Genomic DNA, 23,834 nt, shown 5'->3' on the forward strand with positions numbered 1-23,834 from the left:
GACCGAAGGTGGTGCCACCGTGCCGGAAACACTCCCCACACTGTTCGACCGGGCGGCAGGACGAAGCCCGGACGCGCCGGCCGTCGAGTGCGACGGCACGGTGGTGACCTTCCGCGAGCTCGACCTCCGCTCCACCGCCCTCGCCCGGGCCCTGACCGCACGGGGCGTGGGTCCCGAATCGGTGGTCGCCGTCGCCGTGCCGCGCTCGGTCGACCTGGTCGTCGCCCTGCTGGGCACGGTCAAGGCGGGCGCCGCCTACCTGCCGCTCGACCCGGACTACCCGGCCGAGCGCACCGCGCACATGCTCGACGTGGCACGCCCGAGCGTGGTCCTCGGCCCGGACGAGGTGGCCGCGTGGTCCGATGTGGACGGTCCCGACCCGGTCGGTCCCGCGCCGGACCACCCCGCCTACGTGATCTTCACCTCCGGCACCACCGGCAAGCCCAAGGGCGTGGTGATCACCCACCGGGCGATCACGCTGCGGATGGCGGCCGTGCAGCGGCACTACCGCCTGGGCCCGGGCGACCGGGTGCTCCAGAAGACGCCGTCCGGGTTCGACCCGTCGGTGATCGAGGTGTTCCTGACCTTGGCGCGCGGCGCGACGCTGGTGATGGCCGCGCCCGGCGGTCACCGCGACCCCGCGTACCTGGCGCGGACCGTGCGGGAGCGGCGGATCACCATGATCCGGTTCGTCGCCTCGATGATCCCGCTGTTCCTGGACGAGTACCTGCGCGCCGGCGCGTCCGGCCCGCTGCGGCTGGTGGCCTCGGAGGGCGAGGGGCTGCCCGTCGCGGTGGCCGACCGGTTCCGCGCCGCGCTCGGCGTGCCCCTGTTCAACGAGTACGGGCCGACGGAGGCCGCGGTCGGCGTCACCTGCCTGGAGTGCCACCCGGTCGACGGCACGGGGTTGACGCCCATCGGCACGCCCACCCCGGGCACCGGGATCCGGGTGCTGGACGGCGACCTGCGGCCGGTGCCGCCCGGTGAGGTCGGCGAGCTGTACCTGACCGGGCCGCAGTTGGCGCGCGGTTACCTCGGCCGCCCGGACCGCACCGCGGAGCGGTTCGTCGCCGACCCGCTCGGCGCGCCGGGCGACCGGATGTACCGGACCGGCGACCTCGGCCGGCTGCGCCCCGACGGCGATCTCGACTTCGCGGGCCGGGTGGACGACCAGGTCAAGATCCGCGGTTTCCGGATCGAGCCCGCGGAGGTCGCGGGCGCGGTGGCGGCCCATCCGCTGGTGGACCGGGCCGCGGTGGTCGCGCTCGACACGCCTGCGGGGGAGAAGACCCTGGTGGCGTACGCGGTTCCGGCGGGCGAGGTGACGGCGGCGCAGGTGCGCGCGCACTGCGCGACCACGCTGCCCCGGTACATGGTGCCCTCCGACGTGGTCTTCCTGGACACGCTCCCGTTGACACCCCACGGGAAACTCGACCGCCGCGCGCTGCCCGCGCCCGGTCGCGCCCACGAACCCGCGGGCGGTCCGCCGCGCACGCCGGCCGAGGAGGCGGTGGCCGCGCTGTTCACCGAGGTGCTGGGCGTGTCGCCGATCGGCGTGGACGACGACTTCTTCGCGCTGGGAGGTCATTCCCTGGCCGCCGCCCGACTGGTCGGCAGGCTGCGCGCGACCACCGGCGTGGAACTGCCCGCGCCCGCCGTGTTCGAGGCGCCGACGGTGGCCGCGCTCGCCGCCCGGATGGCCTCCGGCGCCGGCCGACCGCCGCTGACCAGGGGGCCGGTGGCCGACCGGCCCGCGCTCTCCGCCGCGCAGCGCCGGATGTGGTTCGCGCAGCAGGCCGAGCGCAACGGCTCGACCTACCACGTGCCGATGGCCCTGGAGTTGCGCGGTCCGCTGGACCGGGACGCGCTCGCCGCCGCGCTGACCGACCTCGCGCGCCGGCACGAGCCGTTGCGCACGGTGTACCCGGTGCACGACGACACGCCGTGGCAACGGGTGCTCGACGACGTCGACCTCCCGTTGTCCATTGTGGACGACACCGACCTGGGGGCGTTGGCCTGCGCGCCGTTCGACCTGGCGACCACACCGCCGGTGCGGGCCCACCTGGTCGTGCGCGGCGCGCGGGAGCACGTGCTGCTGCTGACCGTGCACCACATCGCGGTCGACGGCTGGTCGATCGGCCCGCTGTGGCGCGACCTGGCCACCGCCTACACCGCGCGCACCCGCGGCGAGGAGCCCGCGTTCGCGCCGCTCCCGGTGCGGTACCGGGACTTCGCGCGCTGGGACGCCGAGGTGGTCGACGTCGAGGCCGACCTGCCGCACTGGGTCGAGGCGCTCGCGGACCTGCCCGTCGAGGTGCCGCTGCCCACCGACCGCTCGCTGCGCGCGCCGGGTCGTCGGCCCGGCGACGCGGTGACCTTCCGGGTCGGCGCGGACGCGCACGCGAAGCTGGTGGCACTGGCCAGGTCCGAGCGGGCGACGCCGTACACGGTGGTGCGCGCGGCGGTCGCGACGCTGCTGTCCCGGGTCGGCGCGGGCCTGGACGTGCCGATCGGCGGCGTGGTCGCGGGCCGGGACGACGACCTCGTGGCCGACCTGGTCGGCTGCTTCGTCAACACCGTGGTGCTGCGCACCGACCTGTCCGGCGCGCCCACGTTCCGCGAGCTGGTGCGCCGGGCGCGCGACACCGACCGGGCCGCGCACGCCCACCGCGACCTGCCGTTCGACCGGCTGGTCGAGCACCTGCGGCCGGACCGCGCGCCGGGTCGCCACCCGCTGTGCCAGACGCTGCTGGTCCTCCAGCCGCCGCGGCCGGCACCGGTCCTGCCCGGCCTCGCGGTGGCGGAGATCCCGGTCGAGGTCGACCGGGCCAAGGCGGACCTGGTGTTCGACTTCACCGAGCACGACGGGCTCGTCGGCACGCTCCGGTACGCCGCCGACCTGTTCGACCGCGCCACGGTCGCCACCCTGGCGGACCGGTTCGTCGCGCTGGTCGACGCGCTGCTCGGCGCGCCGGACACCCCGGTGGCCGACGTGGACGTGCTGCTGCCCGGTGAACGCGGCGTCGCGCCGGCACCGCGGGAGATCACCGCGACCCTGCACGAGCTGGTGGCGCGGACCGCCGCCCGCACGCCGCACGCCACGGCGCTCGTCGCCGACGAGTCCACAGTGGACTACGCGACGCTCGACGCGGCCGCGAACCGGGTGGCGCACCACCTGATCGCGCTCGGCGTGGGCCGGGGCGACGTGGTCGGTGTGCGGCTGACCCGGGGCGCGGACCTGGTCGTCGCGGTGCTGGCCGTGCTCAAGGCGGGCGCCGCGTACACCGTGCTGGACCTCGCGCTGCCGCCCGCCCGGCTGGCCGCCGTGGTCGAGCGGGCCGGCATCCGGGTGGTGCTCGACCACGAGACCTGGCCGGACACCGGCGGGTTGCCCTCGACCTCGCCGGAAGTCCCGGTCACCGCCGAGGATGCCGCGTGCGTCATGTTCACCTCGGGGTCGACCGGCGTGCCGAAGGGCGTGCTGACGCCGCACCGCGCGCTGGTCGGCACGCTCACCGGACAGGACTTCGTCGGGTTCGGCCCGGGCGAGGTGTGGTTGCAGTGCTCGCCGGTGTCCTGGGACGCGTTCGCGCTGGAGCTGTTCGGACCGCTGGTCTCCGGCGGCACGTGCGTGCTGCAACCCGGCCGCTCGCCCGACCCCGCGTCGATCGCCGACCTGCTGGTCCGGCACCGGGTCACCACCGGCTACTTCTCCGCGAGCCTGCTCGGGTTCCTGGTGGACGAGCACGCCGAGGCGTTCGCCGGGGTGCGGCAGGTGATGACCGGCGGCGAGGTCGTGCCGCCCGCGCTGGTGCGCGCGCTGCTCGACCGCTTCCCCCACCTGCGCCTGGTCAACGGCTACTCGCCGCTGGAGTGCACGATCTTCACGCTGTGCCACGACATCGTCCGGGCGGACCTGGACCGGCGCGGCATCCCGGTCGGGACGCCGTTGCGCGGCAAGGGGATCCACGTGCTGGACGACCGGTTGCGGCCGGTGCCGCCCGGTACGCCCGGCGAGCTGTACATGTCCGGGCTGGGCCTCGCGCACGGCTACCTCGGCCTGCCCGGCGCGACCGCGCAGCGGTTCGTGGCCTCGCCGTTCGGCGGCCGGCTGTACCGGACCGGCGACCTGGTCCGCCAGCACGCCGACGGCGTCGTGGAGTTCCTCGGCCGGGTGGACGACCAGGTCAAGATCCGCGGTTTCCGGGTCGAGCCGGGCGAGGTCGCCGCCGCCGTGCGCGCGCACCCCGGGGTGCGGCAGGCGGCCGTCGTGGTCCGCGAGGACCGGCCGGGCGACCAGCGGCTGGTCGCCTACTTCGTCGGCGACGTCGACCCGGACGCGGTGCGCGCGTCGACCCGGGACCGGCTGCCCGAGCACCTGGTGCCGGCCGCGTTCGTGGCGCTGGAGGAGTTGCCGCGCACCGGCACCGGCAAGCTCGACCGCCGCGCGCTGCCCGCTCCCGTCGCCGAGCCGGTGTCGACCGGCCGGGCCGCCCGCACGCCGCGGGAACGGGCGCTGTGCGCGCTGTTCGCCGACGTGCTCGGCGTGCCGTCGGTGTCGGCCGACGACGACTTCTTCCGGCTGGGCGGCCACTCGCTGCTCGCCATGAGGCTGATCGGGCGCATCCGCCGCGAACTCGGCGTCGAGCTTCCCGTGGGCGCGGTGTTCGACGCGCCGACCGCGGCCGACCTCGCCGGCCGTCTCGTACCCGCCAGGAAAGTCCGGCCCGCGCTGCGGCCCCGGCAGAAGGAGACGTTGTGATCCCCTTGTCCTCCGCCCAGCGCCGGCTCTGGCTGCTGCACCGGCTGGAACCGGCCGGTGCCCTCTACAACGCCACGCACTTCCTCCGGCTGCGCGGGCACCTCGACGCCGACGCGCTCGAAGCGGCGTTCGGCGACGTCGTCGACCGGCACGAGGCGCTGCGCACGGTGTTCCCCGAGGTGGACGGCGAACCGCGCCAACTCGTGGTCGACACGCCCGCGCCGTTCGCCGTGGTTGACGTCGCCGAGGCCGACCTGGAGCGGGTGATGCTCGCCGAGGCCGCGCACGAGTTCGACCTCGCGGTCGACCACCCGGTGCGCGCGGTGCTGCTCCGACTGTCCGAAACCGACCACGCGCTGCTGTTCGTGGTGCACCACATCGCGACCGACGGCTGGTCGTGGGCGCCGCTCGGGCGCGACCTGGGCACCGCCTACGCCGCCCGGCTGGCCGGGCACGCGCCGGGGTGGGCGCCGTTGCCGGTGCAGTACGCGGACTACGCGGTGTGGCAGCACGAGGTGCTGGGCGACGCCGACGACCCGGACAGCGAGTTGGCCGAGCAGTTGGCGCACTGGCGCGAGGTGCTGGCCGACCTGCCCGAGCAGGTGCCGCTGCCGACCGACCGCCCGCACCCGTCGGCCGCGAGCCACCGGGGCGCGGCGGTGCCCGTGGTGCTGGACGCGACCGCGCGGGACCGGCTGGCCGGGCTCGCCGAGTCCACCGGCACCACGCTGTTCATGGCGTTGCAGGCCGGGTTGGCCGCGCTGCTGTCCCGGCTGGGCGCGGGTGTGGACGTGCCGTTGGGCACCGCGGTCGCCGGCCGGTCCGACGAGGCGTTGGACGACCTGGTCGGGTTCTTCGTCAACACCCTGGTGCTGCGCACGGACGTCTCGGGCGACCCGACGTTCCGCGAGCTGCTCGGCCGGGTGCGGGCGACCGACCTGGCCGCCTACGCGCACCAGGACGTGCCGTTCGACCGGCTGGTGGAGGAGCTGAACCCGGAGCGCTCGCTGTCGAGCCACCCGCTGTTCCAGACCATGCTCGTGCTCCAGAACACCCCGGACGAACTGCCCGAGCTGCCCGGGTTGACCGTGGAGACCGGGTCGGCCGAGCTGCACCCGGCCAAGTTCGACCTGACGTTCGACCTCACCGACGTGGCGGGCGAGGTGCGCGGCTGGCTGACCTACGCGGTCGACCTGTGGGACGAGCCGTCCGCCGCCGCGCTGGCCGACCGGTTCGCCCTGCTGCTGTCCCGGCTCGCCGCCGCGCCCGACACCCGGCTGTCCACTGTGGACACCCTGCTGCCCGCCGAGCGCGTGGACCTGGCGCGGTGGAACGACACCGCCGTCGACTACCCGCGTGACCGGTCGCTGGTGGACCTGTTCGAGGCGCACGTGGACGAGGACCCGGACGCGACCGTGCTGGTGTTCGGCGAGGAGACCGTGTCGGCGCGCGAGCTGGACGAGCGCGCCAACCGGGTCGCGCACCGGTTGCTGGCCGACGGCGTGCGCCGGGGCGGGCTGGTCGGCGTGCTGGTGCACCGCTCGCCCGCCTACGTGGCCGCCGTGCTGGGCGTGCTGAAGACGGGCGCCGCGTACGTGCCGCTGGACCCGGCGTTCCCGGCCGAGCGGATCGCCGCGGTGTCCGCCGAGGCCGGGTTGCGGATCACCGTCACCGACGACTTCGCCCCCGCCGCCGACGCGTCCAGACCCGGCGTCGCGGTCGGCGGCGACGACCTGGCGTGCGTGCTGTTCACCTCCGGCTCGTCGGGCACGCCCAAGGGCGCGATGTCCACCCACCGGTCGATCGTCCGGATGTTCTTCGGGCAGGGTTTCGCCGATTTCGAGCAGACCTGGCTCCAGTCCGCGCCGGTGTCCTGGGACGCGATGATGCTGGAGCTGTGGCCGCCGCTGCTGATCGGCGGCACGTGCGTGCTCGCGCCCGGTCAGGTGCCGGAGCCCGCGGTGATCGCGCGGCTGGTCGAGCGGCACGGCGTCACCTCGCTGTGGCTCTCCGCCGGGCTGCTCGCGGCCGTCCTCGACACCCACCCCGAGGTGTTCGCGGCGGTGCGCCAGGTGGTCACCGGCGGCGACTCGCCGTCCCTGCCGCACCTGGCCCGGCTGGTGCGCGAGTACCCGGCCCTGCGGCTGGTGCACGGCTACGGCCCGGTCGAGAGCATGGTGTTCGGCACGACCCACCAGATCACCGAGGTCGACGGCGCGGTACCGGTCGGCGCGCCCATCGCGCACACCACCGCGCACGTGCTGGACGCCGCGCTCACCCCGGTGCCGCCGGGTGTGACCGGCGAGATCTACCTGGCGGGCGACGGGCTCGCGCACGGCTACCTCGGCCGGCCCGCCGCGACCGCCGAGCGGTTCGTGGCCTGGCCGCACGGCCGGGTGTACCGGACCGGCGACCTCGGCCGGTGGCGCGCGGACGGCACGATCGAGTTCCTGGGTCGCGCCGACGACCAGGTCAAGATCCGCGGCTACCGGGTCGAGCCGGGCGAGGTCGAGGCCGTGCTGCTGACCTGCGCCGGCGTCACCCGCGCGGTGGTCGAGGTGCGGGACCACCCGGTGACCGGCAAGCGGCTGGTGGCCTACGTGGTCGGCGACGTCGACCCCGAGGCGGTGCGCGAGCACGCCCGTGCCGCGCTGCCCGACTACTCGCGGCCCTCCGCGGTCGTGGTGCTGGACGCGTTCCCGTTGACCCACAACGGGAAGCTGGACCGGCGGGCACTGCCCGAGCCGACCGCGCGGAGGGCCGCGGGTCGGGCTCCGCGCACCGCGCGGCAGGAGGTGCTGTGCGGCATCTTCGCCGACCTGCTCGACGTGGCGGACGTGTCGCCGGACGAGGACTTCTTCGCGCTGGGCGGCCACTCGCTGCTCGCCGCGCGGCTGGTCGCCCGGGTGCGCACCGCGTTCGGGGTGGAGATGGCCCTGCGCGACGTCTTCGACCGGCCGACGCCCGCCGCCCTGGACGACCGGCTCGACGCCCTGGGCGCCCGGCGGCGCGCGGTCACCCCCGTGCCGCGCCCGGACCGGGTGCCGCTCTCGCCCGCGCAGCGCAGGCTGTGGCTGCTGGAGGACGTGCAGGGGCCCAGCGCCGCCTACAACGTGCCGATCGCGCTGGAGCTGACCGGACCGCTGGACGTGCCCGCGCTGCGCGCCGCCCTGGTCGACGTGGTCGACCGGCACGAGCCGCTGCGCACCGTGTTCGCGGCCGAGGACGGCGAGCCCCACCAGGTCGTCGGACCGGCCGAGCCCGTGCTGACCGAGGTGGACGACCTGGTCGCGGCCGCGAACCGGCCGTTCGACCTGCGCGCGGAGCCGCCGTTCCGGGCGCACCTCGCCGACGCGGGCGACCACCGGGTGCTGCTGCTGGTGCTGCACCACGCGGCGTGCGACGGCTGGTCGGTCGCGCCGCTGCTGCGCGACCTCGCGACCGCCTACGCGGCCCGGGTCGGCGGTGCGCCGCCCGGCTGGGCGCCGCTGCCGGTGGACTTCACCGACCACGTGCTGTGGCACCGCGACCTGGTGGACGAGATCGCCGACGAGCAGGTGGCGCACTGGAGGCAGGCGCTGGCCGGGTTGCCCGAGGAGGCGAGCCCGGCGGCCGACTTCAGCCGGCCCGCGACATCCAGCGGACGCGGCGGCGCGGTGACCGCCGTCGTGCCGGCGTCGGTGCACCGCGAGCTGACCCGGTTGGCCCGGTCGGACAACGCGACCCCGGCCATGGTGGTGCAGGCGGCGTTCGCGGCACTGCTGTCCCGGCTCGGCGCGGGCACGGACCTGCCGATCGGCGTGCCGGTGGCCGGTCGCGACGACGAGGCGCTGGACGACCTGGTCGGGTTCTTCGTCAACACCGTCGTCGTGCGGGCCGACGTGTCCGGCGACCCGACGTTCCGCGAACTGCTGGCCAGGGTCCGCGCCACGAGCCTCGCCGCCTACGCCAACGCCGACGTGCCGTTCGACCGGGTCGTGGAGGAGCTGAACCCGGCGCGCACGCTCGCCAGGCACCCGCTGTTCCAGGTGATGGCCGTGCTCCAGAACAACGTCGAGGCGAAGCCCGAGCTCGCCGGCTGCGCGGTGGAGCTGGTCGAGGTGGCCCGGGACGCGGCCAAGTTCGACCTCACGCTGACCGCGACCGAAACCGCGGACGAGTTGTCGTGCGTGCTGGAGTACGCCACCGACCTGTTCCGCCCGGGCACCGCCGAGGCCATCCTGGCCCGCTACACCAGGCTGCTCACCGCCGTCGCCGCCGACCCGGACCTATCGGTGTCCACTGTGGACATCCTGGACCCGGCGGAGCGGCACGCGATCGTGCACACCTGGAACGACCGGGGCGCGCCGCGCGAGGGCTGCGTGCACACCGAGTTCGAGCGCCAGGCCCGACTGCGGCCGGACGCGACCGCGTTGCTGTACCAGGACGGCCGCACCACGTACGCCGAGCTGGACGCGTGGGCCGACCGGCTGGCCGCGCACCTGGACGCGCCGGCCCGCTCGCTGGTCGCGGTGTGCCTGCCGCGCGGGCCCGAGCTGGTCGCGACCGTGCTGGCGGTGCTCAAGCTCGGCGCGTCCTACCTGCTGCTCGACCCGGACCACCCGGTGGACCGGCTGGCCGCCCTGGTCGACCGCGCCAGGCCGGTGCTGACCGTGACCCGGGACGTGGTGCTGCCCGGCACGCTCCGCTCGCCCGAGGGCGCGCCCGCGCACGCCGAGCCGGTGCGCCGCGACGTGCGGCCGGACGACGCGATGTGCGTCATGTTCACCTCCGGCTCGACGGGCGTGCCGAAGGGCGTGCTGACCTCGCACCGCTCGGTCGTGGCCACCATGACCGGTCAGGACTACGTGGCGTTCGACCCGTCCGACGTGTGGTTGCAGTGCGCGCCGGTGTCCTGGGACGCGTTCGCGCTGGAGCTGTTCGGCGCGCTGCTCGCGGGGGCGGCGTGCGTGCTGCAACCCGGCCAGTCGCCCGAGCCCGCGCTGATCGCGGAGTTGTTGCCGCGCCACGGTGTCACCACCGCGCACCTGTCCGCGAGCCTGCTGAACTTCGTGCTGGACGAGTACCCCGACGCGCTGCGCGGGGTGCGCCAGGTGATGACCGGCGGCGAGGCGGCGTCGCCCGCGCACGTCCGGCTGCTGCTCGAGCGGCACCCGGGCATCCGCCTGGTCAACGGCTACTCGCCGCTGGAGAGCACGATCTTCACGCTGACCAGGCACGTCACCGCCGCGGACCTGGGCCGCCGGTCGATCCCGGTCGGGACACCGCTGGCGGGCAAGCAGGTCTACGTGCTGGACCGCCGGCTGCGCCCGGTCGCGCCCGGTGTGCCCGGCGAGCTGTACATGGCGGGCGTCGGGTTGGCGTTCGGCTACCTCGGCCAGGCCGCGGCGACCGCCGAGCGGTTCGTGGCGAGCCCGTTCGGCGGCCGGATGTACCGCACCGGCGACTGGGTGCGCCAGGACGCCGACGGTGTCGTGGAGTTCCTCGGCCGGGTGGACGACCAGGTCAAGATCCGCGGTTTCCGGGTCGAGCCCGGCGAGGTGTCCGCGGCCCTGCACGACCACCCGGACGTGCGGCAGGCCGAGGTCGTCGTGGTCGACGGCCCGCGCCTGGTGGCCTACGTGGTCGGCGCGGTCGACCCGGCCGCGGTGCGCGCGTTCGCCGTGTCCCGGCTGCCCGACCACCTGGTGCCGTCGGCCTACCTGGTGCTGGACGAACTGCCGCGCACGGCCAACGGCAAGCTCGACCGCGCGTCGCTGCCCGCGCCCGGGATCGCCTCGTCCGGCGGGGAGACCGCGCGGACCGCGCGCGGCCAGATCCTGGCCGACGTCTTCGCCGAGCTGCTGGGCGTCGAGTCGGTGTCGCCGGACGACGACTTCTTCGCGCTGGGCGGTCACTCCCTGCTCGCGGCCCGGCTGGTGAGCCGGGTGCGCGGCGCGCTGGGCGTGGAACTGGGGCTGCGCGACGTGTTCCGCGCGCCGACCGTGCGCGGGCTGGACGCGCTCGCCGACTCCCTCGACCCGGCGCGGTTCGCGGTGCGGCGCGCGGTCCGACCCGACCCGGTGCCGCTGTCCGCCGAGCAGAGCAGGCTGTGGTTCCTGGACCGGATGGAAGACGCCGGCTCCAGCTACCACGTGCCGATGGCGCAGCGGTTGCGCGGACCGCTCGACGTGGCCGCGCTGCGGTCGGCGCTGGCGGACGTGGTGGAGCGGCACGAGGTGCTGCGGACGGTGTTCCCGGACCGCGACGGCGTGCCCGAGCAGCGGGTGCTGACCGACGTCGCGCCCGAGCTGAGGGTGGTGGCGGCGCAGTGGCCGCCCGCCCTGGAGGAGGCCGTCGCCGAGCCGTTCGACCTGGCCGTCGACCTGCCGATCCGGGCCGTGCTGCACCGGCTGTCCGAAGAGGACCACGTGCTGCTGCTGGTGTTGCAGCACATCGCGACCGACGGCTGGTCCTGGCGACCGCTGCTGCGCGACCTGGCCGAGGCCTACCGGGCCCGGCTGGCCGGGCACGCACCCGGTTGGACGCCGCTTCCCGTGCAGTACGCGGACTACGCGCTGTGGCAGCGCGAGTTCCTGGCCACCGAGCCGGTCGACCACTGGCGCGAGTCGCTCGCCGGGTTGCCCGAGGAGATCACCCTGCCGGTGGACCGGCCGCGGCCGGACGTGCCGACCGGGCGCGGTCGTCAGGTGCCCGTCGAGCTGGACGCGGACGCCCACCGCCGGCTGCTGGCGGTGGCGCGCTCCCACCACGCCACGCTGTTCATGGTGGTGCAGGCCGCGTTCGCGGTGCTGCTGTCCCGGCTGGGCGCGGGCGAGGACGTGCCGTTGGGCACCGCGGTCGCCGGCCGGTCCGACGAGGCGTTGGACGACCTGGTCGGGTTCTTCGTCAACACCCTGGTGCTGCGCACGGACCTGTCCGCGGACCCGACGTTCGGCGAACTGGTCGAGCGGGTCCGGGAGGCCGACCTGGCCGCGTACGAGCACCAGGAGGTGCCGTTCGACCGGGTGGTGGAGGAGCTGAACCCGGTGCGCTCGCCCGCGCGGCACCCGCTGTTCCAGGCGTTCGTCGCGGTGCAGCCCGCGCCCACCGGACCGGAGTTCGCGGGCCTGGACGTCGAGCCGGTGGAGGTCGAGGTCGAGACGGCCAAGTTCGACCTCGCGCTGATGCTCACCGAGACGACCGACGAGGCGGGCCGCCCGGCCGGGTTGACCGGGTCGCTCGAGTACTCGGCCGACCTGTTCGACGCGCGGACCGCCGAGGTGCTGGCGGCCCGGTTCGCCCGGGTCGCCGCCGAGGTGGACCCGGCGGCGCCGGTGTCCCGCGCGGAGGTGCTGTTCGACGCCGAGCGCGCCCGGATCGCCGAGTGGAACGCGACGACCGTCGACTACCCGCGCGACCGCTCGCTGGTGGAGCTGTTCGAGGCACGGGTGGACGCGGGCCCGGACGTGGTCGCGCTGGTGGCGGGCGAGAAGCGGGTGACGTTCGCCGAGCTGGACGCCCGGGCCAACCGGGTCGCGCACCGGCTGCGCGCCGACGGTGTCCGCGCGGGTGACCCGGTCGGGGTGCTCATGGAGCGGTCGGTGGCCTTCGTGGTGGCACTGCTGGGCGTGCTGAAGGCCGGTGGCGCGTACGTGCCGCTGGACGTGTCGCACCCGGCCGAGCGGATCGAGGCGGTCAAGGCCGCGGCCGGCCTGGAGTTCCTGGTCACCGCCGGGTTCGCGGCCGCCGACGACGACACCCGACCCGGCGTGGCGGTGCCGGCCGACGCGGTCGCCTGCGTGCTGTTCACCTCCGGCTCGACCGGCACCCCCAAGGGCGTCATGTCGACCCACCGGTCCATCGCGCGCACCTTCCTCGGCCAGTCCTACGTGGACTTCGCCGGCACCTGGTTGCAGATCGCGCCGGTGCCGTGGGACGGCATGGTGCTCGAGCTGTGGCCCTCGCTGCTGCACGGCGGCACCTGCGTGCTGGCGCCCGGCCAGTCGCCCGACCCGGCGGTCATCGCCGACCTCGTGCCGCGGCACGGCGTCACCACGATGTGGCTCTCGGCGGGCCTGCTGGCGGCGGTGCTGGACACCCACCCCGAGGTGTTCGAGGTGGTGCGCCAGGTGATGACCGGCGGCGAGGCGCCCTCGGTCGCGCACCTGGACCGGCTGGTCCGCGAGTACCCCGACGTGCGGCTGGTGCACGGCTACGGCCCGGTGGAGAGCATGGTGTTCGTCGCCACCCACCACGTCACCGAGGTGGTCGGCGTGCCGCCGGTCGGCGCGCCCATCGCGAACACGACCGTGCACGTGCTGGACGCCGCGCTCAACCTCGTGCCGCCGGGTGTGGTGGGCGAGATCTACCTGGAGGGCGACGGGCTCGCGCACGGCTACCTCAACCGGCCGGGCGCGACCGCGGAGCGCTTCGTGGCGTGGCCGAACGGCCGGGTCTACCGGACCGGCGACCTCGGCCGGTGGCGACCCGACGGGGTGCTGGAGATGGTCGGCCGGGCCGACGACCAGGTCAAGATCCGCGGGTACCGGGTCGAGCCGGGCGAGGTCGAGGCGGTGCTGACCACGCACGAGCGGATCGGCCGCGCGGCCGTGGTGGTGCACGACGACCCGAACACCGGCAAGCACCTCGTCGCGTACGTGGTGCCGGTGGCGGGCGCGACGATCACCGAGCAGGAGGCGCGCGAGCACCTCTCCGCGCTGCCGTCCTACATGACGCCGTCGGCGGTGCTGGTGCTGGACGAACTCCCGTTGACGCCCAACGGGAAGCTCGACCGCGGGCCGCTGCCGCTGCCCAAGGCCCGGCCGTCCACCCGGTCGCCGCGCACCCCGCGCCAGGAGGTGCTGTGCGGGATCTTCGCCGACCTGCTGGGCGTGGACGAGGTCGGCGTGGACAGCGACTTCTTCGCGCTGGGCGGGCACTCGCTGCTCGCGATCCGGCTGGTGGCCCGGGTGCGCGGCGCGCTCGACGTGGAACTGGCGCTGCGCGAGGTGTTCGACGCGCCGACGGTCGCCGCGCTCGACGCGAAGCTGGACGCCGCCGGCCGCGCCCGCCCCGCCGTGGTGCCGGTCGAGCGGCCCGACCCGCTGCCGCTGTCCTCGGCGCAGCAACGGTTGTGGGTGGTCGAACGGGTGCAGGAACCCGGCGCGGCCTACCACGTGCCGATCGCGCTGCGGTTGACCGGGCCGCTCGACGTGCCCGCGCTGCGCGCCGCGTTCGGCGACCTGGTCCGCCGGCACGAGGCGCTGCGGACGGTGTTCCGCGAGCACGAGGGCGTCGCGGCGCAACACGTGCTGCCGACCGCCGAGGTGGAGTTCGCCGCGGTGCGCCGGGTCGAGGCGGACGTCGACTCGGTCGTCGCCCAGGTCGCGCGCCGGCCGTTCGACCTCGGGGTGAGCCCGATCCGGGTGCTGCTCGCCGAGGTCGGCGCGGACGAGCACGTGCTGGTCGTGGTCGTGCACCACATCGCGGGCGACGGCTGGTCGATGGGACCGCTGCTGCGCGACCTCGGCACCGCCTACGCCGCGCGGTCCGCGGGCCGGGCCCCGTTCTGGCCGCCGCTGCCGGTCCAGTACGCGGACTACGCGGTGTGGCAGCGGGAACTGGACCTGACCGACGCGCTGGAGCACTGGCGCGGCGCGCTCGCCGGGTTGCCGGACGAGGCCACCCTGCCCACCGACCGACCGCGACCGGCCCGGCCGACGCACCGGGGCGACCTGGTGCCGGTGACCGTGGACGCGGACGCGCACCGGGGTCTGGTGGCACTGGCCCGCGCGACCGGGTCGACGGTGTTCATGGTGCTGCGCGCGGCCTTCGCCGCCGTGCTGTCCCGACTCGGCGCGGGTGAGGACGTGCCGATCGGCGTGCCGGTCGCGGGTCGGTCCGACGAGGCGCTGGACGAGCTGGTCGGGTTCTTCGTCAACACCCTGGTGCTGCGCGCCGACCTGTCCGACGACCCGACGTTCCGCGACCTGGTGACCCGGGTCCGCCGGTACGACCTGGCCGCTCACGAGCACCAGGACCAGCCGTTCGACCGGCTGGTCGAGGAGCTGAACCCGACCCGCACCGCGGTGCGGCACCCGTTGTTCCAGGTGATGCTCGTGGTGCAGAACAACGCCGAGGGCGCGCTGGAACTGGGCGACCTCGCGGTGGCCGAGGTGCCCGCGCCGACCGGCGCCGCCAAGTTCGACCTGACGCTGGGCCTGCGCGAGCGGTTCGCCGAGGGTGCGCCCGCCGGGCTGGTCGGCGAGTTGGAGTACGCCACCGACCTCTACGACCGCGCCACGGTCACCGCGGCGGCCGACCGGCTGGTCCGTTTCCTCGCCGCCGTGGCGGGGGATCCGGACCAGCGGGTGTCCACAGTGGACCTGCTGACCCCCGAGGAGCGGCAGGCCGCCACCCGGCGGCACGTCGACCGGCCGCGCACCGACGGCACGCTGTCCGCGCTGGTCGCCTCCCGGCGGGAGGACGCGCCGGCGGTCGTGGCCGAGGACGGGCTGCTCACCTACGGCGAGCTGGACGTGCGGGCCAACCGGGTCGCCCACCGGCTGGTCGCCGAGGGCGTCCGGGTCGGCGACGTGGTCGCGGTGTGCCTGCCGCGCGGCGCGGACCTGGTGGTGGCGCTGCAAGGCGTGCTCAAGGCCGGCGCGGCCTACCTGGCGCTCGACCCGGACCACCCGGTGGACCGGCTGCGCGCGCTGGCCGAGCACGCGGTGCTGGTGATCGGCGCGGACGGGATCGGCGCGCGGACGGTGCGCCTGGCCGACACCGCCGGTGAGCCCGACGCGTTCGCCGACCGCGCGGTGCCGGACGGACCCGCGTGCGTCATGTTCACCTCGGGCTCGACGGGCAAGCCCAAGGGCGTCGTGGTGTCGCACCGCGCGTTCGTGACCACGTTGACCGGTCAGGACTTCGTCCGGTTCAGCCCGGACGACGTGTGGCTCCAGTGCTCGCCGGTGTCCTGGGACGCGTTCGCGCTGGAGCTGTTCGGCGCGCTGCTCTCCGGCGCGTCGTGCGTGCTGCAACCCGGCCAGATCCCGGACCCGGCGCGGATCGCGCGCCTGGTGCCGGAGCACGGGATCACCGTGCTGCACGTGTCCGCGAGCCTGCTCAACTTCCTGGTGGACGAGTCGCCGGGCGTGTTCGACGACGTCCGCGAGGTGATGACCGGCGGCGAGCCCGCGTCGATCCCGCACCTGCGGGTGCTGCTGGACCGGCACCCCGGGCTGCGGGTGGTGAACGGCTACTCGCCGCTGGAGAACACCGTCTTCACGCTGTGCCACCGGGTCGAGCGGCGTGACCTGGACCGGGTGAGCGTGCCGGTCGGCCGGGTGCTGACCGGCAAGGCGGTGTTCGTGCTGGACCGGCACCTCGGTCCGGTGCCGCCCGGCACGCCCGGCGAGCTGTACATGGCGGGCGACGGTCTGGCGCACGGCTATCTCGGCCGGTCCGACGCGACCGCCGAGCGGTTCGTGGCCAACCCGTTCGGCGCGCCCGGCGAGCGGATGTACCGCACCGGCGACCTGGTCCGCCAGGACGCCGACGGCGTCGTGCACTTCCTCGGCCGGGCCGACGACCAGGTCAAGATCCGGGGCTTCCGGATCGAACCGGGCGAGGTGCGGGCCGCGCTGGCCCGTCGGCCCGACGTGCGGCAGGTGGAGGTCGTCGTCCGCGAGGACCGGCCGGGGGACAAGCGGCTCGTCGCCTACGTGGTCGGCGGCACGGAGGGGTTGCGCGAGTTCGCCGCGCGGCACCTGCCCGAGCACCTGGTGCCCTCCGCCGTGGTGGCGCTGGACCAGCTCCCGCTGACCTCCAACGGCAAGCTCGACCGGGCCGCGCTGCCCGCGCCGGAGGCGAGGTCCACCGGTCGCGCGCCGAGCACGCCGCACGAGGAACTGCTGTGCAGCCTGTTCGCCGAGCTGCTCGACCTGCCCGCGGTCACCGTGGACGACCACTTCTTCGACCTCGGCGGCCACTCGATCCTGGTGATGCGGCTGGTGGCCAGGGTGCGCTCGGTGTTCGGCGTGGAACTCGCGATGCGGACCGTGTTCGACCACCCGACGGTCGCGGAGCTCGTCGGGCACCTGCCGCAGGCCCGCGCCGCAGCGTCCCGGCCCGTTCTGCGGCCCCGGCCCAAGGAGACCCTGTGATACCCCTGTCACCCGCCCAGTGGCGGCTGTGGTTCCTCGACCGGCACGAGGGTGTCGGCGCCATCTACCACATCCCGATCGCGCTGCGGCTGCGCGGCGCGCTCGACACCGACGCGCTGGAGTCCGCGCTCACCGACGTGGTCGCGCGGCACGAGGCGTTGCGCACCACGTTCCCGACCGTCGACGGCGAGCCGCGCCAGCGGGTGCTGGACGACGCCAAGGTGGTCATCCAGGTCGTGGACGGCGACACGCCGCCCGGCGAGGTCGCGGCCCAGACCTTCGACCTGGCCGAGGACCTGCTGTTCCGGGCGCACCTGCGGGCGCTGGGCCCGGACGAGCACGAACTCGTGCTGGTGCTGCACCACATCGTCGGCGACGGCTGGTCGACCGGTCCGCTGCTGCGCGACCTCGCGACCGCCTACGCGGCCCGGTTGGGCGGCGGCGCGCCGACGTGGGAGCCGCTGCCGGTGCAGTACCCGGACTACGCCCTGTGGCACCGGGAACTGCTCGGCTCGGCCGACGACCCGGACAGCGTGCTCAGCGGGCAACTGCGGTACTGGCGGGACGCGCTCGCCGGGTTGCCCGAGGAGATCGCGCTGCCCGCCGACCGGCCCGGCGTCGAGGGCGACGTCCGGGGCGACGTGGTCGAGATCGCGCTCGACCCGGGCACGGCGCGGGCACTGGGCGCGCTGGCCCGGTCGTGCGGCGCGACGCTGTTCATGGTCGCGCAGGCCGCGTTCGCCGCGCTGCTGGCCAGAACCGGCGCCGGGCCGGACATCCCGCTCGGCACCGTGGTCACCGGCCGCACCGACGAGGTGCTGGAGGACCTGGTCGGGTTCTTCGTCAACACGCTGGTGCTGCGCGTCGACCTGTCCGGCGACCCGTCGTTCCGCACCCTGCTGACCAGGGTGCGCGATCGCTCGCTCGACGCGTTCGGCCACCAGGACGTGCCGTTCGACCGGCTCGTGGAGGAGCTGAACCCGGTGCGCTCGCCGGGACGGCACCCGCTGTTCCAGGTGCTGGTGCTGGCGGAAACCGCCGGCACGGCGGCCGACCCCGGCTTCCCGGGACTGGTCACGTCGGTGGAGTCGGCGGGCAACGGCGCGGCCAAGTTCGACCTGACCCTGGTGGTCCGGGAGGGCGACGCGGGCGTCACGTGCGTGCTGGAGTACTCCGAGGCGCGGTTCGACCGGTCCACCGCGGAGTCCTTGCTGGGCAGGCTTTCCCGGCTGCTGGACGGCGTCGCGGCGGGACCGGACCGGTCGGTGTGGGACCTGGACGTGCTGGCGCCGCGGGAGCGGGCCGCGCTGCTGGCGGCCACCCCGTCGCCCGCGCCGGCCGCGACCGTGCACGAACTGGTCGCGGCACAGGCCCGGCGCACACCGGACGCGGTCGCGCTGGTGGCCGGCGCCGAGCGGGTCGACTACGCGCGGTTGGACGCCGAGGCCGACGGCGTCGCCGGGTTCCTCGCCGCCCGAGGGGTTCGGCGCGGCGACGTGGTGGGTGTCCACATCGGACGGAGCGTGCCGATGGCGGTCGCGCTGCTCGCCGTGCTCAAGGCGGGCGCCGCGTACCTGGTGCTGGACGTGGACTTCCCGGCCGCGCGACTGGCCGCGATGGCGGCGGGTGTGCCGGTGCGGCTGGTGCTCACCGACCGCCCGTCACCGGTCGACGCGCCGACCGTGCGCCTGGAAGACGTGGTGCCGCGGCACTTCACCGCGCCCGTGACCGGCCCGGAGGACCTGGCGTGCGTCATGTTCACCTCCGGCTCCACCGGCACGGCCAAGGCGATCGGCGCACCGCACCGGGCCGTCGTCGGCACGCTCGTCGGCCACGACTACGCCGGGTTCGGCGAGGTGTGGCTGCAATGCGCGTCGGTGTCCTGGGACGCGTTCGCCACCCAGCTGTTCGGGCCGCTGATGGCGGGCGGCACGTCCGTGCTGTACCCCGGCCAAAGACCGGAACCGGCCGTGGTGGCCCGGCTGGTCCGCGAGCACGGGGTGACCGTGCTGGACGCCTCGGCGAGCCTGTTCAACCACCTGTGGGACGAGTACCCGGATCTCTTCGCCGGTGTCCGGTGGGCGCTCACCGGCGGCGAGTCGGCGTCGGCCGCGCACGTGCGGTCGGTGCGCGACTGCCCCGCCGGACCGCGCGTGGTCAACGGCTACGGCCCGGCCGAGAGCATGGGCTTCACCACCGCGTTCACCGTGCCCGACGACTGGGCGGGCGCGGTGGTGCCGATCGGGACACCGTTGGCGGGCAAGCGTTCCCTGGTGCTGGACGACCGGCTCGAACCCGTGCCGCCGGGCGTGGTGGGCGAGCTGTACGTGGCGGGCGCGGGACTCGCGCACGGCTACCTCGGCCAACCGGGCCGCACCGCGGAGCGCTTCGTCGCCGACCCGCACGGCGCGCCGGGGGAGCGGCTCTACCGGACCGGCGACCTGGTGCGCCGTCGACCCGACGGCGACCTGGTCTACCTCGGCCGGGCCGACGACCAGGTCAAGATCCGCGGCTTCCGGGTGGAGCCCGCCGAGGTGGAGGCGGTGCTGGCCGCGCGACCGGACGTCACGGCGGTGGCGGTGGTGCCGCGACCGGACGGACCGGGCGGCACCTGGCTCGTCGCCTACGCGGTGACCGCGGCGACGCCGCGCGACCTGCTGGCGCACGCCGCCGAGCACCTGCCCGAACACCTGGTGCCCGGCGCGGCCGTGGTGCTCGACGCGCTTCCGCTGACACCCAACGGGAAGCTCGACCGCCGGGCGCTGCCCGCGCCGGACCGGACCGCCGGCGGCGGCGCCCAGGCGCGGACGCCGCGCCAGGAGATCCTGTGCGACCTGTTCACGACCGTGCTCGGGCTGACCGGCGCGGTCGGGCTGGACGACGGGTTCTTCGAGCTGGGCGGCCACTCCCTGCTCGCGGCCAGGCTGATCGCGTCGCTGCGCTCGGTGTTCGGCGTCGAACTCGGCATCCGCGACCTGTTCCGCAGCCCGACGCCGCGCGGTCTCGACGCCCGGTTGGACACCTCCGCGGCCGCCGAGCCGCAGGTGCTCACCCGACCGGACCGGGTGCCGCTCTCGCCCGCGCAGCAGGGCGTGCGACTGGCCGCCGAGGTCGCCGGGCACGCCTACACCGCGCCGCTGGCGTTGCGGCTGACCGGTTCGCTCGACCTCGACGCGCTGCGCGCCGCCGTGGTCGACGTGGTCGAGCGGCACGAGGCGCTGCGCACCGCGTTCCCCGAGGACGACCTGGGCTGGCGGCAGGAGGTCCGACCCGCCCGACCGCCGTTCGAGGTCGCCGACTGGACCGCCGACGCGCTCGCCGAGGCCGTGGCGCGCCCGTTCGACCTCGCCGCCGACCTGCCGCTGCGCACCCACGTGTTCCGCGTCGGCCCGCAGGAGCACGTGCTCCTGCTGGCGCTGCACCACATCGCGACCGACGGCTGGTCGACCGGCGTGCTGCTGCGCGACCTGGCGACGGCCTACCGGGCGCGGACCGCCGGGACGGCGCCGGACTTCACCCCGCTGCCGATCCAGTACGCCGACCACACCGTGCGGCACCTGGCCAGGCTCGGCTCGACCGACGACCCGGACAGCACGCTCAGCCGCCAACTCGGGTACTGGGCCGACGCGCTGGCGGGCGCGCCCGACGAGCTCAGGCTGCCCGCCGACCGACCGCGACCCGCCGTGTCGGACAACGTGGGCGCGGAGGTCCGGGCGCACCTCGACGCGGACCTGCATCGGGCCGTCGTGGGGATCGCGCGGGCCAACCAGGCGACCGTGTTCATGGTCCTGCACGCCGCCGTCGCCGCGTTGCTGCACCGGATGGGCGCGGGCGCGGACGTGGTGGTCGGCACCGTCGTCGCCGGCCGGGACCACGCGGACCTGGACGGTCTGGTCGGCATGTTCGTCAACACGCTGGCGCTGCGCGTCGACCTGTCCGGCGACCCGGACTTCACCACCCTGCTGCACCGGGTGCGCGAGGCCGACCTGGCCGCGTACGCGCACCAGGACGTGCCGTTCGACCGGGTGGTGGGCCGCGTCAACCCCGAGCGGTCCGGCGGTCGGCACCCGCTGTTCCAGGTGTCCGTGGTGCTCCAGGACGGGGTGGACGGGCCGGAGGACGACCAGCTCGGGCTGCCCGGGTTGACCGTGCGGACCGAGCCGACCACCACCGGCGGCGCGAAGGGCGACCTCGCGTTCGCGTTCGGCCAGGACGTCGACGCGACCGGACCGGTCGGCGTGCAGGTGTGCCTGGAGTACGCGGTGGACCGGTTCGACGAGGGCACCGCGCGGACGCTGGTCGACCGGCTGGTGCGGCTGCTGGGCACCGTGCTGTCCTACCCGGCCACGCCGTTGAGCGCGGTCGACGTGCTGACCGACGCCGAGCGCGACCTGCTGCGGACGTGGAACGACACCGCGGTGCCGTTCGACCCGAGGCCGGTGCACGAGGTGATCGCCGCGATCGCGCGGCGGGAACCCGACGCCACCGCGCTGGTCGGCCACGACGGCCGGCTGACCCGCGCGGAGCTGGACGCGGGCGCGAACCGGTTGGCGCACCACCTGATGGCGCTCGGCGCGGGTCGCGACACGATCGTCGGGGTGTGCCTGGACCGGGACACGTCCAACGTGCTGACCCTGCTGGCCGTGCTGCGGACCGGCGCGGCCTACCTGCCGGTCGACCCCACCTACCCGCCGGACCGGCTGGCCTACATGCTCGCCGACGCGGGCGCGCCGGTGGTGGTCACCCAGTCCTCGTTGGCGCACCTGGTCGCGGGCTCCGACGCGACCGCCGTGGTGCTCGACGTGGACGGTCCGGCGATCGCGCGTCGCCCGGCCACCGACCCGGGCGCGCGGGTGGCCGGGCTCGACGCGGCGTACGTGATCTACACGTCCGGCTCGACGGGCAGGCCCAAGGGCGTCGTGGTCGAGCACCGGGGTTTCGCCAACCAGACCGCGTGGACCGCGAAGGCGCTCGACCTGCGGCCGGGCGACCGGATGGCCTACCTGTCCGCGCAGGGCTTCGACTCGGCCGTCGCCGAGATCTGGCCCGCGCTGGCGCTCGGCGTCGAGCTGCACCTGCCCGCGCAGGACGTGCTGGAGGACGCCGAGGCGCTGCCCGCGTGGTTGGCCGAGAGCGGGATCACCGCGTGCGCCCTGGCGACACCGCGGCTGGAGTCGATGCTGGACGACCCGGTGCTGCTGGCCTCGCCGATGCGGACCGTCCACACCGGCGGGGACGTGCTGCGGCGCCGGCCGGTGCCGGGCACCCGGTTCGTGCTGTGGAACACCTACGGCCCCACCGAGTGCACGGTGGTGACCACCGGCGAGATCGTCGGGCCCGACCCGGAGCTGCCGCCGATCGGTGTGCCGATCGACAACTACCGGGTGCACGTGGTCGACGAGCACCTCCGACCGGTGCCGCCGGGCGTGGTGGGCGAGCTGTACGTGTCGGGCGTCGGGTTGGCGCGCGGGTACCACGCCAACCCCGGGCTGACCGCGCACCGGTTCGTCGCCGACCCGTTCGGCGCGCCGGGCGAGCGGATGTACCGGACCGGCGACCTGGTCCGGTGGCGGTCGGACGGGCGGCTCGCGTTCCACGGCCGGGCCGACCGGCAGGTCAAGATCCGCGGCCTGCGGATCGAGATCGGCGAGATCGAGGCCGCGCTGTGGGATCGGCCGGACGTCGCGCAGGCCGCCGTGGTCGTGCGCGAGGACCAGCCGGGTCGGCAGGTGCTGACCGGGTACGTGGTGCCCGGCGACGGGTTCGACGTCGAGCGGGCCCGGGTGGAGCTGGCCGGGTTCCTGCCGCGCTACATGGTGCCCGAGGCCTTCGTGCTGCTGGACGCGTTGCCGTTGACGCCCAACGAGAAGCTGGACCGGGCCGCGCTGCCCGCGCCCGCCGCGGGCGTCCGCTCGACCAGACCGCCCGCGACCGCCCGGGAGGCGGTGCTGTGCGCGCTGTTCGCCGAGGTGCTGGGCGTGCCGTCGGTCGGTCCGGACGACGGGTTCTTCGACCGGGGCGGGCACTCGCTGCTCGCGTCGAGGCTGGTGTCCCGGGTGCGCGCGGAGCTGGGCGTGCGGCTGGAGCTGCGGCTGCTGTTCGACGCGTCCACCCCGGCGGAACTGGCCGCGCGGCTGGGCACCACCGGCGGGCGTGACCCGCTGGGCGTGCTGATCCCGTTGCGCGCCAAGGGGAACCTCGCGCCGCTGTTCTGCGTGCACCCGGCCGCCGGGCTCGGCTGGGACTACTTCGGGCTGCTGCCGCACCTGGAGCCGGACCGGCCGGTGTACGCGCTCCAGGCGCGCGGGCTGACCGGTCCGATCCCGGCCGACCTCGGCGCGCTCGCGGCGGACTACCTGGAGGTGATCCGGTCGGTGCGCCCGCACGGGCCGTACCACCTGCTCGGCTGGTCGTTCGGCGCGATCGTGGCGCACGAGCTGGCGGTCCGGCTGCGGGCCGTGGGCGAGGAGCTCGGCGTGGTCGCGCTGCTCGACGGCTACCCGGATACGACCGGATCCGGTGTCACGCCGGCGCCGGACGACGTGCTCGCGCCGCTGCTGGCCTCGCTCGGCCACGTCCCACCGCCCGGCCCGCTGAGCCGGGCCGAGTTCGACCGGGTGCTCCGGGACGGCGGCGGCCTGCTGGCCGACCTCGGTCCGGGCGCGCCGCTGCCCGAAGTGTTCGCCGCGCACGTCGGCCTCCAGGACCGGCACCGGCCCGAAGTGTTCGCCGGTGACGTGCACGTGTTCCACGCCACCCTGGGCAAGTCGCCCGACGACCCGACACCGGACGCGTGGCTCCCGCACGTGACCGGGCGCGTCGACGTGCACCCGGTGGCCGCCACCCACGGCGGCCTGACCGGGCCCGACCCCCTGGCGGCGATCGCCGCCGTCCTGTCCGCCCACCTCTCGTGAGGAGAACCG

Annotated in this window: 3 protein-coding genes; all 3 read left to right on the forward strand. The window is 75.4% G+C overall.

Annotated features, from left to right (window positions below):
• Positions 1-19 precede the first annotated feature (19 nt).
• Genes AB0G50_RS16425 through AB0G50_RS16435 form a run of 3 tightly spaced genes read left to right on the forward strand, consistent with a single transcriptional unit; the run spans position 20 to position 23,825 of the window.
• Entirely contained in the window at positions 20-4,762 is a 4,743-nt protein-coding gene (locus AB0G50_RS16425) for an amino acid adenylation domain-containing protein (protein ID WP_360108403.1), read from the forward strand.
• Complete coding sequence (locus AB0G50_RS16430) at positions 4,759-16,911, forward strand: amino acid adenylation domain-containing protein (RefSeq protein WP_360108406.1); 12,153 nt, start codon at positions 4,759-4,761, stop codon at positions 16,909-16,911. Before AB0G50_RS16425 ends, AB0G50_RS16430 begins: the two co-directional genes overlap by 4 nt.
• On the forward strand, positions 16,908-23,825 hold the full coding sequence (locus AB0G50_RS16435) for an amino acid adenylation domain-containing protein (RefSeq protein WP_360108409.1): 6,918 nt from the start codon (positions 16,908-16,910) through the stop codon (positions 23,823-23,825). Before AB0G50_RS16430 ends, AB0G50_RS16435 begins: the two co-directional genes overlap by 4 nt.
• Positions 23,826-23,834 lie beyond the last annotated feature (9 nt).

The sequence above is a fragment of the Actinosynnema sp. NPDC020468 genome (assembly GCF_040642015.1).
GTDB lineage: Bacteria > Actinomycetota > Actinomycetes > Mycobacteriales > Pseudonocardiaceae > Actinosynnema.